Raw genomic sequence first — 14,046 nt, 5'->3', positions numbered from 1 at the left:
GGAATCCAGGCGGTTTTGCGCGCGTCTTGAGCGCCGCGAAGCCGCCTGGCCTTTCGTTTCGCCCGCTTTGGGGAACCGCCCAGCGATGCTCGAGAATTTCAGTTTCCGCACAATCGTCGAGTACCTGCCCCTGTTCGGGCAGGGCCTGGTCACGACCGTGTGGCTGTCGGCGCTGTCCTTTCTCGGCGCGCTCGCCGTCGGCATCGTGCTGTGCGCCATGAATCTGCAGCGCGGCTGGCTGTTTCGTGCCCCGGCCAAGGCCTATATCGACGCCGTGCGCGCCACGCCTTTACTGGCGCAGCTCTATTTCCTCTACTTTGGCCTGCCCCGGCTCGGCTTCGTCCTGCCCGAATTGGTCGTCGGCATCCTCGCGCTGTCGTTGAACAGCGGCGCCTATGTCGCTGAAATCATTCGTGCCGGTATATTGTCGATCCCGCGTGGCCAGGTCGAAGCCAGTGTCGCCTCGGGCATGACCTATGTCCAGCGCATGCGCCTGGTCATCCTGCCGCAAGCCTTCAAGGTGACGATCCCGCCGCTGCTTGGCCAGGCGATCGTGCTGGTCAAGGATTCCGCATTGCTGTCGCTGATCTCGGTCGCCGAGCTGACCCGCGCCGGCCAGTTGCTCGCCTCCGACCGCTTCATGCCGGCGGAAGGTTTCCTCACCATCGCCGCCTTCTACCTGCTGCTCTACTACTGCCTGAAGGGGCTGGCTGCTCTCTCCGGTCGCTGGCTCGGCACAGCGGGGGCGCGGACATGATCTGGCAACAGCTGCAAAGCCTCGCCGGCAGCTATCCGCTGGCGCTGCGCGGTCTCGGCATGACGGTGGTGCTGTCGTTGATCAGCCTGGTGCTCGGCACGCTGCTCGGCTTCGGCCTCGGCATCCTGCGCACCGGCGGCAACCGGCTGGTGGGCAGCCTCATCGGCGCCTGGGTCGACCTGATCCGCGGCACGCCGTTCCTGGTGCAGATCTTCCTGATCTTCTTCATCCTGCCGGAGCTCGGCATCGAGCTCGACGCCTTCACCGCCGGCATCATCGCGCTGACCAACCTTGCCGCCTGCTTCATCTGCGAGATCGTCGCCGCCGGCATTCGCTCGGTGCCGACCGGCCAGGTCGAGGCCGCGCTGGCATCCGGCCTGTCGCGCTGGCAGCGCATGCGCCAGGTGGTGCTGCCGCAGGCGATGCGCATCGTGCTGCCGCCGCTGGTCGGGCAGTATGTGCTGCTGATCAAGGACTCTTCGGTCGTCTCGGCGATCGGGCTCACCGACCTCACCCGTGTCGGCTGGCTGGTGGTGCAGCGTGTGCCCAACGGCCTGCTGGTCTTCTTCCTCGTCGGCGTCGGTTATTTCATCGTCTGCTATCCCCTGATCATGCTCGCCCGTCGGCTCGAACACCGCATGGGCGCGGCGCATGGCGAGGTGCAGCTATGACAGCGAACCCCAAGGGTCGGCCAAATATGACCAAAACCGGTATGATCGACTTTCGCGGCGTCAACAAATGGTTCGGCGCGCTCAACGTGCTCAAGGACATCACGCTCAGCGTCGAGCCGCGCGAGGTGGTCGTCGTCTGCGGCCCGAGCGGCTCGGGCAAGAGCACGCTGATTCGCTGCGTCAACGGCCTGGAGGCGATCAAGGATGGCGATCTCGTCGTCGACGGCCAGCGCCTCGGCGACCCCGCCACCAACATGACGCAGCTGCGCACCGAGATCGGCTTCGTCTTCCAGTCGTTCAACCTCTATCCGCACAAGACGGCGCTCGAAAACGTCACGCTGGCGCCCATCCATGTCCGCAAGATCCCGCGCACTGAAGCCGAAAAGGCCGGGCGCGAATTGCTGGCCAAGGTCGGGCTGGCCGACAAGGTCAACGCCTATCCGGCGCAGCTCTCGGGCGGCCAGCAGCAGCGCGTCGCGATCGCGCGCTGCCTCGGCATGCGGCCCAAGATCATGCTGTTCGACGAGCCTACCTCGGCGCTCGACCCCGAGATGATCTCGGAAGTGCTCGACGTCATGGTGGCGGTCGCCGAGGAAGGCATGACCATGATGGTGGTGACGCATGAGATGGGCTTTGCCCGCAAGGTCGCCCAGCGCGTGGTGTTCATGGATGCCGGCGCCATCGTCGAAAGCGGCACGCCCGACGAATTCTTCTCGCACCCCAAGACCGACCGCAGCCGGGCTTTCCTGAGCAAGATCCTGCGGCACTGAGTATCCGGGCTAGCTCGCCTGTTCCGGGCTGCCGCCAATCGCAAACGCAACCCGGCCGGCGCGCCGTCTCAGCAGCGCGATGGCGAGGAAGGCGATGACGCCGCTCGCGGCGACGACCACCAGCACCCACAGCGAATTGGCGACGGATGTCCGCGCCATCATGAAGGCGAGCGCGAACGGCGCGAAGGCCGAGGTGAACTGGCGGGCGGCACTCGCCCATCCCAGCCGCGCGCCATAGCCTTGGCGGCCGAAGAGCTCGAGCGGCAAGGTGCCGCCGACGATGCTGGTGAGACCGGAACCGAGGCCGAACAGCAGCACGAACAGGAAAGCGCCGGGCAGCCATGGCGTGGTCAACAGCAGCGTGCACAGCCCGGCCGTGAGCAGCGACGCGGCAATGACGGCGAGATGCGTCTGCTGAAGGCGCCCGCCGAACAGCATGTTGATCAACCGGCTGGCGACCTGCGCCGGCCCGAAGAGGGTCGAAACGAAGAGGCCGGCCGTGCCGAGCCCAAGTGCTGCCGTCAGGGGCACCATGTGGATGAGGATCGCCGACAGCACGAAGCCCTCGGAGGCGAAGCCCGCCAGCATCAGCAGGAACACGGCCTGCCCGCGTCGCGGATCGAGTGCCGCGCCCGCTTCATGGGCCGGCTCGCGTTCTTGCGGCGCGGTCGTCGCGTGACGGCGCGACAGGCGCATCAGCCAGGCGTGGATCGGCAGGCAGAGCCCGAGATTGAGCGCCGCGAACAGCAGATAGACCTCGCGCCATGTCAAATGCGCATGCAGCGCCGAGGTCAGCGGCCAGAACAGCGTCGAGGCGAACCCTGCGATGAGCGTCAGGTGGGTGATGCTGCGTTGGGGCCGGGTAACCCCGATCTGCACGATCGCCACGAAGGCGGCGCTGTAGAGGACGAAACTGGAGGCCAGCTCCATCGCCAGCAAGGCCAGAACAAAGGTCACGCGGCCGGACGAGACGGCGCACAGCGCCAGCGCGACGGCTGCCGCGACCGAGCCGATGGTCATGATGCGCCCTGCGCCGAAGCGGTCGGCCCAGCGCCCGGCCGTGGGCGCGAACAGGCTGCCGGCAAACAGCGACGCGGACAGCGCGCCGAACACCCACCCTTCCGTGAGGCCGAACTCCCTGGCCATCGCCGGCGCCAGGATCGAAAAGCTGTAATAGAGCGTGCCGTAGCCGATGATCTGCGTCAGCCCGAGCGCCCATATCGCCTTGCGCAGGACAGACCGGTCAAGCATCGACGCCCACGGCTTCCGTCGCCTTGGCGCCAACCGATGGACCCGTTGCGCAGCCGCAGCCCGACGCACCCTTTGCCTTGGCGTCCGCATCCTCGACGCAGCAGGCATCGACATTGGCGGGCGCGGGCCCGCCACAACAACCAGCACTGTCCGATCCCGTCACGACATCGGCGCTGCACACGCCGGTCTCCGGCAGCACCAGCCGCACCTCGCGCGCCGCGACATGGTCTCCGGCAATGTCGGCGACCACCGAGCGAACCTGCTCGTAGCCGGTCGCCATAAGGAAGGTCGGGGCGCGGCCGTAGGATTTCGAGCCGACGATGGTGAAGCCGGGTTCGGGATGGACAAGTTCCCGGATGCCATGCGCGGGAACCGTACCGCACGAGTGGAAATTCGGATCGATCAGCGGCGCCAGCGCCGGCGGCGCTTCGACGGCGGGATCGAGCGCGAGGCGGATTTCGCCGAGGAACGACAGGTCGGGCCTGAAGCCCGTGGTGACGACGATGCGATCGACGGAAAGGCTGAATGGCTTGCCGGCCAGGCTGGCGTCGACGGCAAGCCCCTCGCCTTGCATCTCGATGCGGTTGACGGCGAAAGCCGCCAGCATGTTCAGCCTTCCATCGGCCATCGCCTGCTTGGCGGCGAGGCCGAGCGCGCCACGTTCGGGCAACTGGTCGTTCAGCCCGCCGCCAAGCAGCCGGTCGACGCTGGCGTGCCGCAGCGCCCAGAAAATCTCGGTGCCAGGCGCTGCGTCCTGCAACTCCATGAGCGCCAGGGCGACGTTGATCGCCGAATGCCCGCCGCCGATGACGAGGACACGCTTGCCCGCATAGCTGTCCCTGGCCTTGCCGACCACGTCGGGAATGCCATAGGCAATGCGCTCGCAGGCCGCGCCTTCGCCGGCAACCGGCAGCCCGTCGACGCCGATGGGGTTTGGCCGCGACCATGTTCCGGACGCGTCGATGACGGCGCGCGCGAGAACGCGGCGCTCGCCGCCCACATCGCGGTAGCGGATGACGAAGGGAGCGTCCTTGCGGCCGTCATTGGCGACCTTGTCATGTCCCTGGCGGGTGATCGCGGTGACCTCGGCGCCGAGCTTCAAATTGGCGGCGATGCCGGCAACTGCGGCAAGCGGCGCCAGATAATCGCGCACGATCTCGCCCCCGGTCGGCAGGCCTCGCATGTCTGGCGCCGTCCAGCCGGAGCGGTCGAGCAGCGCCCGCGCCGCCGCGTCGATATTGTATTGCCATGGCGAGAACACCCGCACATGGCCCCATTCGAGCAATGCAGCGCCAACGCTTTCGCCACGTTCGAGGATCAGGGGGCGGATGCCGCGTTCGACAAGATGCGCGGCGGCGGCGAGGCCGACCGGGCCTGCGCCGATCACCGCGACGGGAAGGTTTGCCATCATGTCCATATGTTCGATCCTTCCGGTATCTTCGAATTACAAAGCGAAAAAAAATCAGGCCAGCGCTTTGCCGACGGCAGGCGCGCAGATGGCATCGGCACAGCACTCGTCGGCGAGATAGCCGATCAGCGCATTCATGCCGGGATAGTTGGCGCGGCAGATCAGCGTCGTCGCTTGCCGTTCCTGCGTCACAAGGCCGGTGTCGACCAGCCGCTTGAGATGATGCGACAGCGTCGAGGACGGAATATCGAGCTTGCCCTGGACGCTGCCGACGGCAAGCCCGTCGTCACCGGCGCGCACCAGAATGCGGTAAAGCTGAAGCCGCGTCGGATTGCCGAGCGCTTCGAGCTGGGCGGCTGCTTTTTCGAGTTTCATGGAAATAAACTACGCGCCGCCCATCGAGTCGTCAACCTAATTTCGAAAAATATGGAAATACCGTCAGCCGACCCGCTTGCCCGAAGCGTCGATGACCACCTCGCCATCCTCCTTGGTGAACGCACCGATGTCCGGGTTGGGCAGGATGTCCAGCACCTTTTCCGACGGCCTGGCCAGCACCACGCCGAGCGGGCTCACCACGATCGGCCGGTTGATCAGGATCGGATGCACCAGCATGAAACCGAGGATCTCGTCGTCGGACCATTTCGGGTCGGCGAGGCCGAGTTCGGCGTAGGGCGTGCCCTTCTCGCGCAGCAGGTCGCGCGGTGTCATGCCCATGGCAGCGATCAACTCGACCAGCTTTTGCCGTGACGGCGGCGTCTTCAAATACTCGATCACCTCCGGTTCCTCGCCCGACTGCCGGATGACGGCCAGCGTGTTGCGCGAGGTGCCGCAATCGGGATTGTGATAGATGGTGATGGTCATTTCGCGGCCTTCATCTGTCTGGTTGGTTTCGGTTCGGCAAGCAGCCAGCCCGCCAGGGCCATAGCCAGCAGCGCGCCCAGCAATTCGGCTGCTATGAAACCCGGCAGATCGACCGGGCGGATGCCGGAAAACGTGTCCGACAAGGCACGGGCGATGGCGACGGCCGGATTGGCGAATGAGGTCGAGGCCGTGAACCAGTAGGCGGCCGTTATGTAAAGCCCGACCAGCCAGGGGATCGCGTCGGAACGGAAGCGCAGGCCTGCCAGGATGGTGAAGACGAGGCCGAAGGCGGCGACTGCCTCGGCGAGCCATTGCCCGGCTCCGGTCCGCACCGTCACCGAGGCCTGCAGGAWCGGCAGTTCGAACATGGCGTGCGCAAGGAACGTCCCGGCGATGCCGCCGACGATTTGGGCGACGACATAGGCGATCGCCGCCCTCGCGTCGATTTCGCGGCGGAGCGCGAACGCCAGCGTGACGGCCGGATTGAAATGCGCGCCTGAAACCGGCCCGAGTATCGTGATCAGCACGACAAGGATCGCCCCCGTCGGCAACGTGTTGCCGAGCAGCGAAATGGCAATGTCGTGCGTCAGCCGGGATGCCATGATGCCGGAGCCGACCACGGTCGCGACCAGCAGCGCGGTTCCCAGCGCTTCGGCAACGCAGCGGCGTGGCAGGTCGTTCGCCACGGCGCCCAGCTGGCCATCGGCAGGGTGCAGGCGATCTCGTACAGCCACTTCGCTCATCGGCGTGCTCCTAGCAGTCACAGGTCACGGCATTGATGACGGGACGGCAGAGTTCCGGCGCGCCGTTGCAGCAATCTTCCATCAAATAGGCCAGCAGGTCCCGAAACCCGGTCATGTCGGCGACGTAGCGCACGATCCGGCCATCGCGTTYGGGGTGGATCAGCCCGGCATGGGCGAGCACCTTCAGATGCGCCGACATGGTGTTCTGGACCGTATCCAGCTTTGTGGCGATCTCGCCCGCCGGAATGCCTTCCGGACCGGCGCGGACGAGCAGCCGGAAAACATCCAGCCGCGTCTCCTGGCCAAGGGCCGCCAGCGCGTTCAATGTGTCTTTTTTATCCATATATCCGAATCCTTGGATTTATGGATATCGACTCTCCCGCGACCTGTAAAGCGGGGATTCCGGACGGCTGCAACCAAGCGGGTCTTCACCGCGGATGCAATCCGCCCTCGCCAGCCATCAGGTGACGGCCAGCACCTTGCCCGTATCGTGCTCGCGCACGAAATCCACGCGGGCGCCGTCCCAGTGATAGCTGTAATGCCGGCCCTGCACCGGAATGGTGATGGCGTCCGGCCAGAAGATGCCGATGCAGCCGCCGCCCGGCATGCGCACGCTGTTCCACACCAGCCCGTCGCTGCCGGTCGCCCGCAGCGCCCGCCCCTCCGCTTGCGAGGCGGTGTAGTCGTCGGGATCGAGCACGCCGGGCACCGCGTTCACGTCGTCGAGGTCGCGGTCGACGCTGCCGATCAGGACGCGAAAATCCGCCGTCCAGCCCGGATCCTCGTTGGTGGCGCGCATGAATTTCTGATGGTGGTGAATGGTCTCGGCGAGCGCCACCTCTTCGCTGTCGCCGGCATAGTAGATCCCGTAACTGCCATCCGAGAACCGACCGGGCCGCAGGGTCGAGCAATGCACGAAGGGCGCCATCACGAAGCTGGCGCCAGGACCGGAAACCCGCCTTGTGGCCGCCACCTTGCCAAGGTCGCCGATCTCGAGCCTGATGCGCGGGTTGGTCTTCTCCTCGACCGCCGCCAGCGCCTCCCAGTCACGCGGGTCGGCAATGTCCTCGAAGAGGTCGATGGGCGGATGGATGGAGCGGATGATGCGGAAGGTCTGCTGCCAGTGGACGCGGCGCCGGACCGCAAGCCCACTCACCATGCACCACGCTCCGCATCGAGCCATTCGCGCATTGCGGCAAGGTCGGAGATTTCGCCGCGCAGCATCAGGTCGAGCGCCGACTGGCCGCCGAAAGCGGCATTGGGCTTGCGGATCCAGGCATAGCCGCGCGCCGGCTCCGTAAAGAGATAGCGCAGCCCTTTGTGGATGCCCATCAGATGCGCCATGCGGGTGCGCAGGTCGCGGTCGATCCTGCCTATGCCGCCCTCCTTCCAGCGTGCCCCAGTCTTCCAACGTGCCCATGTGCGCGCCGACATGCCGCCGAGCAGGATGCAGGCTTCCAGGTCGGTGAGGTTCCAGGCCTTGAACAGGTTGACGGTGGTGCGCGCCAGCGCGCCCGCCTCTTCATCCGAAATGGCGTTTCCAACCGTGGCCGGCGTGGTGACTATGGGCTGAAGCTGCATTTTTTCGTCCTTGCTATTGGCAGATATATAGCATGAATTTGCCAATTGGCAAGAAACGGATCCAACTGCGGATCAGACGCATTCCGTGAATCCCCATGAGCGCTTAGCCAAAAGCTCTGGGCCGCGCGCAATCAGGTTTTTGGAACAGTCGAGACGCGAGCCAGGATTTCGCACCGCTCCAATGCATAATTCCAAGCGGAGAAAGGCGGATCAACCCGCAGCCCCGGCGGTGTCTTTATGAACGGATCCGAGCCAAACAAGCTGTATTTCTCAAACAGCTCTTCGGCAGTCGCTCCGGGTTTGAAAGCATCTTCCAGTTCGCTGTCGACTATGGCGCGGCAGCGCTCCACAGCCCCATCGTAGGTTGGAAATTTTCCGTCGAGGTAACGGTGGCTCTCATCGCGATAATGAAAATGATCGTCGACAAAAACCTGGTAGTGGCTCTCGTCGGGCTCTTGTCCTTCCAGCTTCGGCTGGGAGCTCCCCACACTCAAGGCTCGAATCCTCCCGCTGCCGGCAATCCAGCCTATCACCAGTCGCTTTCCGCGAGCAACGAAGCCGTGTCGCCCCGGCGGCTTGCTTGCCCTGGCATCCAGGCGGGCAGCCTGAGGCCTCAAAACAGCAAGGGCGCGGCCAACCGTGCGCACCGCCCCTGAATCGCAGGACGGGCCGGCATTGCCGCCGGCCCGGAACTGCGTCGTGCCTATTCAGCCGCCTCGTAGCCGGCGATGCCCTTGATCTCGAGGAAATCCTCAAGACCGTATTCGGCATATTCGCGGCCGTTGCCCGACTGCTTGTAGCCGCCGAACGGCAGGCCGGCGTCCCAGGTCGGATAGTTGATGTAGACATTGCCGGTGCGCATGCGCGCCGCCACTTCGCGCGCTTTCTTCATATCCTTGGCCTGGATGTAGGAGGCAAGGCCGTAGACCGTATCGTTGGCGGTTTCGATCACCTCCTCGACGCTGTCATAGGGCATGATCGCCAGCACCGGTCCGAAGACCTCCTCGCGCGCGATCCGCATGTCGTGGGTGACGTCGGCGAACACCGTCGGCCGGACGTAGTAGCCACGGTTGAGTTCGGCGGGACGGCCCGGGCCGCCGGCGACCAGCGTGGCACCTTCTTCGATGCCGCTCTGGATCAGTTCCTGGATCTTGTCGAACTGGACCTGGCTGACGACCGGCCCGAGCTTGGTGCCGGCCGCGTCTGCAGGGCCTACGGTGAACTTTTCCGCCGCGGCCTTGGCATAGCCGGCAGCCTCGTCATGGCGGTCGCGCGGCACGAACATGCGCGTCGGCGCATTGCAGGACTGGCCGCTGTTGCCGAAGCAGCCGGCGACGCCCTTGGAGACGGCCTTCGCGAGGTCGACATCGCCGAACAGGATGTTGGCCGACTTGCCGCCGAGTTCTTGATGCACGCGCTTGACCGTATCGGCGGCGGCCTTGGCCACCAGGATGCCGGCACGGGTCGAACCGGTGAACGACATCATGTCGATGTCGGGGTGGCTGGACAGCGCCTGGCCAACGCCCGGTCCGTCGCCATTGACGAGGTTGAAGACGCCCTTCGGCACCCCGGCCTCGTCCAGGATTTCGGCGAAGATGATGCCGTCGAGCGGCGCGATCTCGGACGGCTTCAGCACCATGGTGCAGCCGGCGGCAAGGGCGGGGCCGACCTTGCAGGTGATCTGGTTGAGCGGCCAGTTCCATGGCGTGATCAGGCCGACGACGCCGATCGGCTCCTTGACCACCAGCGAGCTGCCCTTGACCTGACGGAACTCGAACGACTTCAGCACGTCGGCCATCTTCTGCAGATGCGCGAGGCCGACGCCGACCTGGCTGTCGAGCGCGAACTGCCGCGGCGCACCCATTTCGCGCGATACGGCGAGCGCCAGATCGGCGCTGCGCTTCTTGTAGACCTCGATGATGCGGTTCAAGAGCTCGAGCCGCTCGCCGACCTCGGTGAAGCCAAAAGTGTTGAAGGCGCGCTTGGCGGCGGCCACCGCCTTGTCGACATCGGCCTTGGAGCCGAGCGAGATCTGCGCGAAGGCATCCTCATTCGACGGATCGATGACGTCGAATGTGTTGGGCACAACAGGATCGACCCACGCGCCATCGATATAGAACTGCAGATTGTGTGACATGGTTTTCTCCTTGGGGTGCGCCGCATGGCTTCGCCGGCCGTCATATGTGGCTGGAGATAACGATGCACAAACCCTGCTGTCAAACGCAAGAGCCAAGTGATTGAGCCAGCCGTGTGCAATATGCCCGTTACGCTTTAGCGGAAGCGGTGAAGAACCCGCCGTCGAGTTCCTTCGCGCCCCCCTCTGTCCTGCTGGACATCTCCCCCACAAGGAGGGAGATTGGCAGCTTGGGCGCCGGCGCTCTTCCTGCGACATCCGCGATTGGCAAAGGCGGTGTGGTGGCGGCCGATCTCCCCCCTTGAGGGGGAGATGTCCGGCAGGACAGAGGGGGGCGCCACAGGGCGCTATCTTTGAGCCGTGAACTGGCCACCCACATCAGCCTGCCAGTTTCTTGCTCATATAGACCGTCACCCCGTTCATGAACGGCTCCTCCCGGTCGATTGTGTAGCCATACTTTTTGTAGAGCGACACATTGGCCTCGAAGGCGCCGTTGGTCAGCAGGCGCAGCGCGGGGCGGCCGGCTTCGGTCGCCCTCCGCTCGGTCTGCTCCAGCAAAAGTCGGCCGATGCCCCTGCCCTGCGCCCGCGGTGCGACGCAGACATTCTCGATCCAGAGATGGTCGTCGGCCAGGATCGTTTCGATCATCCCGACAATGCCGTCCTCCTCGACGGCAAGATCGAACGGATGCTCGGCGACGGCCTTGTCGTAATCGGCGCGCATCGGCAGCGGCTCGCGGCCGATCACCGGCACCCATTTGGCATAGGCGGCGCGCACGATATCCCTGATCGCGGTGGCGTCCGCCGGCTCGGCCGGCCGAAGCCGGATGGAAGAAGTGATGGTCATGAAAATGCTCCAGGCATGAAAAACCCCGCCGGCGGATGCCGCGGGCGGGGTTGGAAACGAACGAACCGGATCTATCGTGCCGGTCTTTGTCGTCGCGCAATCAGCTTGCCGCTCCGCACTCTGCAGGGGCGGCGTCGCTTGCTGTTGGCGGGCGCAAAGACGAACATGGGGGTCAAGCTGGAGCAGGAAGCGCGCCGCTGTCAAGACGGACGCTCAATCGGCAATGTCTCACGTCATGGAATCCCTGTATGCCTTGCGGCAACAACAATTTGGCCGATGGACAAGATATGACCGGGACGCTGAGCAAAGCGGTGCGGATGGTCGCCATCCTGAACCTCGGTTATTTCGGCATCGAGTTTGCCGTGGCCGTTTGGATCAGATCGGTATCGCTGTTCGCGGACAGCATCGATTTTCTGGAGGACGCATCCGTCAACCTGCTGATCATGGTCGCGCTGGGTTGGACCATCCGCAATCGAGCGCGGCTCGGGATGGCGCTGGCGGGCGTACTTCTGATCCCGGCTTTGGCGACCCTTTGGACCGCTTGGGAGAAATTCAACGTTCCAATCCCGCCAGCGCCCGTTCCGCTGACGCTTACCGCGGCCGGCGCGATCCTCGTCAACCTGACATGCGCGCTCTTGCTCGCTCGCTATCGCCATCACAGCGGCAGTCTTACCCATGCGGCATTCCTGTCGGCCCGCAACGATGTCCTGGCGAATGTCTCGATCATTGCCGCCGGCCTGGTCACGGCCTTCGTGTGGAACTCAGCCTGGCCAGATATCATCGTTGGCCTTGCAATCGCCGTCATGAATGCGGATGCCGCCCGCGAGGTCTTCACGGCTGCAAGACGCGAGTTCGCGCAAAGCCATATTTCAAGCTGACGCACTGCGCCTTCAATACTCCTGCGCCGTCGGTCGAAACAGGATCTCGTTGATGTCGACCTCGTCCGGCTGGCTCATGGCGAACACCACTGTCCTGGCGAAGGAATCGGCGGGGATGGCCACCCGGTCGTAGAGCGCGCGCACGCCTTCGGCGACATCGGGCTCGGTGACGCTGTCCGGCAATTCCGTCGCCACGGCGCCCGGCGAGATGATGGTGGTGCGGATGTTGTAGGGCTTTACCTCCTGGCGCAGGCCCTCCGAGATGACGCGCACCGCGTGCTTGGTCGCGGCATAGACGGCGCCGCCCGGCCCCACCTTGTGGCCGGCGACCGACGAGACGTTGATGATATGGCCGCTCTTCTGCGTCTTCATGTGGGAGAGCGCCGCGGCTATGCCGTAGAGCACGCCCTTGATGTTGACGTCGATCATCCGGTCCCAGTCCTCGACCTTGCCGCGTTCCAGCGGCGAGTGCGGCATCAGGCCGGCATTGTTGATGATGACGTCGACGCGGCCATGGACCTTGACCGCATGGTCGACCAGACGCCGGACCTGTACGACATCGGTCACGTCGGTCGCCAGGATGGCGTCCTTGCCCAGCGACAGCCCTGCCGCCAGCGCCTCGAGCCGGTCGAGACGGCGCGCGCCCAGCACCAGTTTCGCGCCCTCTTTGGCCAGAAGCCGCGCGGCGGCTTCGCCCAGCCCGCTGCTGGCGCCGGTGATGACGACGACCTTGCCCTTGATGTTCTCTGTCATGGGATTTTCCTTCCGCTTCAGCGATCGATCCTCGCCGCTTGTTGTGGCGAATAGCGCTCTCCCTGCACGGCAATCGCCGAGACCGCGTTCTCGATGTCGCGAAGATCGTCCACGCTCAGCACAACGGCGGCCGATCCGATGTTCTCCTCGAGGCGATTGAGCTTCGTGGTGCCGGGGATCGGGACGATCCATGGCTTGCGAGCCAGCAACCAGGCGAGCGCGACCTGTGCGGGGGTCACCTTCTTCCCGGCTGCGATCTTGACGATCGCATCGACCAGCGCCTGGTTCGCCTTGCGGGCCTCCTCTGCAAAACGCGGAACCGTGTTTCGGAAGTCGCTGCTGTCGAACGTCGTGCTGGCGTCGATGGCGCCGGTGAGGAAGCCCTTGCCCAGTGGGCTGAAGGGCACGAAGCCGATCCCCAGTTCTTCCAGGACCGGCAGGATCGCCTCCTCGGGTTCACGCCACCACAGCGAGTATTCGCTCTGCAATGCCGTGACCGGCTGCACCGCATGCGCACGACGGATGGTGCGCACGCCCGCTTCCGAGAGGCCGAAATGCTTCACCTTGCCTTGGCTGATCAAGTCCTTCACCGCGCCGGCCACCTCTTCGATAGGCACGACCGGATCGACGCGGTGCTGGTAGAGGAGGTCGATATGGTCGGTCCTAAGCCGCTTTAGCGACGCCTCGACGACCTCCCGAATATGCCCCGGCCGGCTGTCCATGCCGTCGTGTCCGGCTGTACCGGCAATGTCGATGCCGAACTTGGTGGCAATCACCACCTGGTCGCGGATCGGCTGCAGCGCCTCGCCGACGACCTCCTCGTTCTTGAACGGGCCATAGACCTCCGCGGTGTCGAAGAAGGTGACGCCGCGCTCGAACGCGGAGCGGATCAGGCGGACAGCATCCGGCGTGTCCATCGGTTGCCCGTATGAATGGCTCATCCCCATGCAGCCCAGCCCGATGGCCGAGACTTCGAGGCCACCCTGGCCCAGTTTGCGCTTTTGCATCTCAGTTCTCCTTCATGTCTTCGCTAGGATTCTGACGGTCGCGGCGCGGGCGCGCGCGCTGATCATCGGGGCAAGGTATGGGCTCGCCGCATATTTCGCCCCGTAGGCATCGTCGATGCGGTCGTTGACCGGCCCATCGACTGCTTCGAAGGCGACATCCCTGGTCATGCCGGCGGCGGTGATCCGACCGGCCTTCTGCTTGACCGCAGCCTGGTACCAACGCGACTTCCGGCCGTTGTAGCCGCGCACATAGATTTCGCCTTCGGTCACCACCGACCAGATCCAGGTCGGCGTGCCAAAGGTCACGCGATCATCGCGCAGCGGCGCGATGTGCAGATCGTCGGTCGCGGCGATCCTGCCGAGTTCGTCCTTCGACCACGTCATTT

At 64.9% G+C, this 14,046-nt stretch carries 18 protein-coding genes; 4 read left to right on the top strand and 14 right to left on the bottom strand.

Going from position 1 to position 14,046, the window contains the following annotated elements:
• The first annotated feature begins 85 nt into the window (after nucleotides 1-85).
• Genes AC1D0I_RS18795 through AC1D0I_RS18785 form a run of 3 tightly spaced genes read left to right on the top strand, consistent with a single transcriptional unit; the run spans nucleotide 86 to nucleotide 2,198 of the window.
• A complete protein-coding gene (locus AC1D0I_RS18795) occupies nucleotides 86-757 on the top strand; it encodes an amino acid ABC transporter permease (protein ID WP_457150578.1) in 672 nt (223 codons plus the stop codon).
• Nucleotides 754-1,428, top strand: coding sequence for an amino acid ABC transporter permease (locus tag AC1D0I_RS18790; protein WP_457150579.1), 675 nt, complete (start codon nucleotides 754-756; stop codon nucleotides 1,426-1,428). Before AC1D0I_RS18795 ends, AC1D0I_RS18790 begins: the two co-directional genes overlap by 4 nt.
• A gap of 26 nt (nucleotides 1,429-1,454) precedes the next feature.
• Entirely contained in the window at nucleotides 1,455-2,198 is a 744-nt protein-coding gene (locus tag AC1D0I_RS18785; RefSeq protein WP_477301403.1) for an amino acid ABC transporter ATP-binding protein, read from the top strand.
• A 9-nt stretch (nucleotides 2,199-2,207) separates the two neighbouring features.
• Here AC1D0I_RS18785 and arsK read toward each other — a convergent pair whose 3' ends face one another.
• The 11 genes from arsK to AC1D0I_RS18730 form a co-directional block, all read right to left on the bottom strand.
• Complete coding sequence (gene arsK, locus AC1D0I_RS18780) at nucleotides 2,208-3,449, bottom strand: arsenite efflux MFS transporter ArsK (RefSeq protein WP_477396914.1); 1,242 nt, start codon at nucleotides 3,447-3,449, stop codon at nucleotides 2,208-2,210.
• On the bottom strand, nucleotides 3,442-4,866 hold the full coding sequence (locus tag AC1D0I_RS18775) for an NAD(P)-binding domain-containing protein (RefSeq protein WP_477396912.1): 1,425 nt from the start codon (nucleotides 4,864-4,866) through the stop codon (nucleotides 3,442-3,444). The genes arsK and AC1D0I_RS18775 overlap by 8 nt, the downstream gene beginning before the upstream one ends.
• Nucleotides 4,867-4,911: 45 nt before the next feature.
• A complete protein-coding gene (locus tag AC1D0I_RS18770; RefSeq protein ID WP_477301397.1) occupies nucleotides 4,912-5,232 on the bottom strand; it encodes an ArsR/SmtB family transcription factor in 321 nt (106 codons plus the stop codon).
• A gap of 63 nt (nucleotides 5,233-5,295) precedes the next feature.
• Entirely contained in the window at nucleotides 5,296-5,718 is a 423-nt protein-coding gene (arsC, locus tag AC1D0I_RS18765; RefSeq protein ID WP_477301396.1) for an arsenate reductase (glutaredoxin), read from the bottom strand.
• Nucleotides 5,715-6,404, bottom strand: coding sequence for an MIP/aquaporin family protein (locus AC1D0I_RS18760; RefSeq protein WP_477397000.1), 690 nt, complete (start codon nucleotides 6,402-6,404; stop codon nucleotides 5,715-5,717). Before AC1D0I_RS18760 ends, arsC begins: the two co-directional genes overlap by 4 nt.
• Before the next feature lie 67 nt (nucleotides 6,405-6,471).
• A complete protein-coding gene (locus AC1D0I_RS18755) occupies nucleotides 6,472-6,804 on the bottom strand; it encodes an ArsR/SmtB family transcription factor (RefSeq protein WP_477396910.1) in 333 nt (110 codons plus the stop codon).
• A gap of 117 nt (nucleotides 6,805-6,921) precedes the next feature.
• Nucleotides 6,922-7,620 (bottom strand): RES family NAD+ phosphorylase, encoded by a 699-nt coding sequence (locus tag AC1D0I_RS18750; protein ID WP_477301392.1) that lies wholly within the window; start codon nucleotides 7,618-7,620, stop codon nucleotides 6,922-6,924.
• Complete coding sequence (locus tag AC1D0I_RS18745) at nucleotides 7,614-8,042, bottom strand: antitoxin Xre/MbcA/ParS toxin-binding domain-containing protein (protein WP_477226684.1); 429 nt, start codon at nucleotides 8,040-8,042, stop codon at nucleotides 7,614-7,616. The genes AC1D0I_RS18750 and AC1D0I_RS18745 overlap by 7 nt, the downstream gene beginning before the upstream one ends.
• A gap of 131 nt (nucleotides 8,043-8,173) precedes the next feature.
• On the bottom strand, nucleotides 8,174-8,536 hold the full coding sequence (locus tag AC1D0I_RS18740) for a hypothetical protein (protein WP_477396908.1): 363 nt from the start codon (nucleotides 8,534-8,536) through the stop codon (nucleotides 8,174-8,176).
• A gap of 209 nt (nucleotides 8,537-8,745) precedes the next feature.
• The gene (locus AC1D0I_RS18735; RefSeq protein ID WP_477301388.1) at nucleotides 8,746-10,179 is read right to left on the bottom strand and encodes an aldehyde dehydrogenase family protein; all 1,434 of its coding nucleotides are present in this window, start codon (nucleotides 10,177-10,179) and stop codon (nucleotides 8,746-8,748) included.
• A 375-nt stretch (nucleotides 10,180-10,554) separates the two neighbouring features.
• Nucleotides 10,555-11,022, bottom strand: coding sequence for a GNAT family N-acetyltransferase (locus AC1D0I_RS18730; protein WP_477301386.1), 468 nt, complete (start codon nucleotides 11,020-11,022; stop codon nucleotides 10,555-10,557).
• Between the two features lie 287 nt (nucleotides 11,023-11,309).
• On the opposite strand from AC1D0I_RS18730, the gene AC1D0I_RS18725 reads away from it, so the two are divergent.
• On the top strand, nucleotides 11,310-11,900 hold the full coding sequence (locus AC1D0I_RS18725; RefSeq protein ID WP_457153586.1) for a cation efflux transmembrane domain-containing protein: 591 nt from the start codon (nucleotides 11,310-11,312) through the stop codon (nucleotides 11,898-11,900).
• Between the two features lie 12 nt (nucleotides 11,901-11,912).
• Here the strand turns inward: AC1D0I_RS18725 and AC1D0I_RS18720 are convergent, their stop codons facing one another.
• Genes AC1D0I_RS18720 through AC1D0I_RS18710 form a run of 3 tightly spaced genes read right to left on the bottom strand, consistent with a single transcriptional unit; the run spans nucleotide 11,913 to nucleotide 14,044 of the window.
• Nucleotides 11,913-12,653, bottom strand: coding sequence for an SDR family oxidoreductase (locus AC1D0I_RS18720; RefSeq protein WP_477301383.1), 741 nt, complete (start codon nucleotides 12,651-12,653; stop codon nucleotides 11,913-11,915).
• Between the two features lie 17 nt (nucleotides 12,654-12,670).
• The gene (locus AC1D0I_RS18715) at nucleotides 12,671-13,660 is read right to left on the bottom strand and encodes an aldo/keto reductase (RefSeq protein ID WP_095091155.1); all 990 of its coding nucleotides are present in this window, start codon (nucleotides 13,658-13,660) and stop codon (nucleotides 12,671-12,673) included.
• Nucleotides 13,661-13,672: 12 nt separating this feature from the next.
• Entirely contained in the window at nucleotides 13,673-14,044 is a 372-nt protein-coding gene (locus tag AC1D0I_RS18710; RefSeq protein WP_477301381.1) for a DUF2255 family protein, read from the bottom strand.
• Nucleotides 14,045-14,046: the final 2 nt, after the last annotated feature.

Source organism: Mesorhizobium sp. P2_D1 (assembly GCF_056404455.1).
Note: the sequence above shows the minus strand (reverse complement) of the source record. Positions and strands in the feature narration are given on the sequence as shown.

Coding starts and splice junctions, on each gene's coding strand:
- AC1D0I_RS18795 (WP_457150578.1), top strand. CDS start 86: ATGCTCGAGAATTTCAGTTTCCGCACAATCGTCGAGTACCTGCCCCTG.
- AC1D0I_RS18790 (WP_457150579.1), top strand. CDS start 754: ATGATCTGGCAACAGCTGCAAAGCCTCGCCGGCAGCTATCCGCTGGCG.
- AC1D0I_RS18785 (WP_477301403.1), top strand. CDS start 1,455: ATGACCAAAACCGGTATGATCGACTTTCGCGGCGTCAACAAATGGTTC.
- arsK (WP_477396914.1), bottom strand. CDS start 3,449: ATGCTTGACCGGTCTGTCCTGCGCAAGGCGATATGGGCGCTCGGGCTG.
- AC1D0I_RS18775 (WP_477396912.1), bottom strand. CDS start 4,866: ATGGACATGATGGCAAACCTTCCCGTCGCGGTGATCGGCGCAGGCCCG.
- AC1D0I_RS18770 (WP_477301397.1), bottom strand. CDS start 5,232: ATGAAACTCGAAAAAGCAGCCGCCCAGCTCGAAGCGCTCGGCAATCCG.
- arsC (WP_477301396.1), bottom strand. CDS start 5,718: ATGACCATCACCATCTATCACAATCCCGATTGCGGCACCTCGCGCAAC.
- AC1D0I_RS18750 (WP_477301392.1), bottom strand. CDS start 7,620: ATGGTGAGTGGGCTTGCGGTCCGGCGCCGCGTCCACTGGCAGCAGACC.
- AC1D0I_RS18745 (WP_477226684.1), bottom strand. CDS start 8,042: ATGCAGCTTCAGCCCATAGTCACCACGCCGGCCACGGTTGGAAACGCC.
- AC1D0I_RS18735 (WP_477301388.1), bottom strand. CDS start 10,179: ATGTCACACAATCTGCAGTTCTATATCGATGGCGCGTGGGTCGATCCT.
- AC1D0I_RS18730 (WP_477301386.1), bottom strand. CDS start 11,022: ATGACCATCACTTCTTCCATCCGGCTTCGGCCGGCCGAGCCGGCGGAC.
- AC1D0I_RS18725 (WP_457153586.1), top strand. CDS start 11,310: ATGACCGGGACGCTGAGCAAAGCGGTGCGGATGGTCGCCATCCTGAAC.
- AC1D0I_RS18720 (WP_477301383.1), bottom strand. CDS start 12,653: ATGACAGAGAACATCAAGGGCAAGGTCGTCGTCATCACCGGCGCCAGC.
- AC1D0I_RS18715 (WP_095091155.1), bottom strand. CDS start 13,660: ATGCAAAAGCGCAAACTGGGCCAGGGTGGCCTCGAAGTCTCGGCCATC.
- AC1D0I_RS18710 (WP_477301381.1), bottom strand. CDS start 14,044: ATGACGTGGTCGAAGGACGAACTCGGCAGGATCGCCGCGACCGACGAT.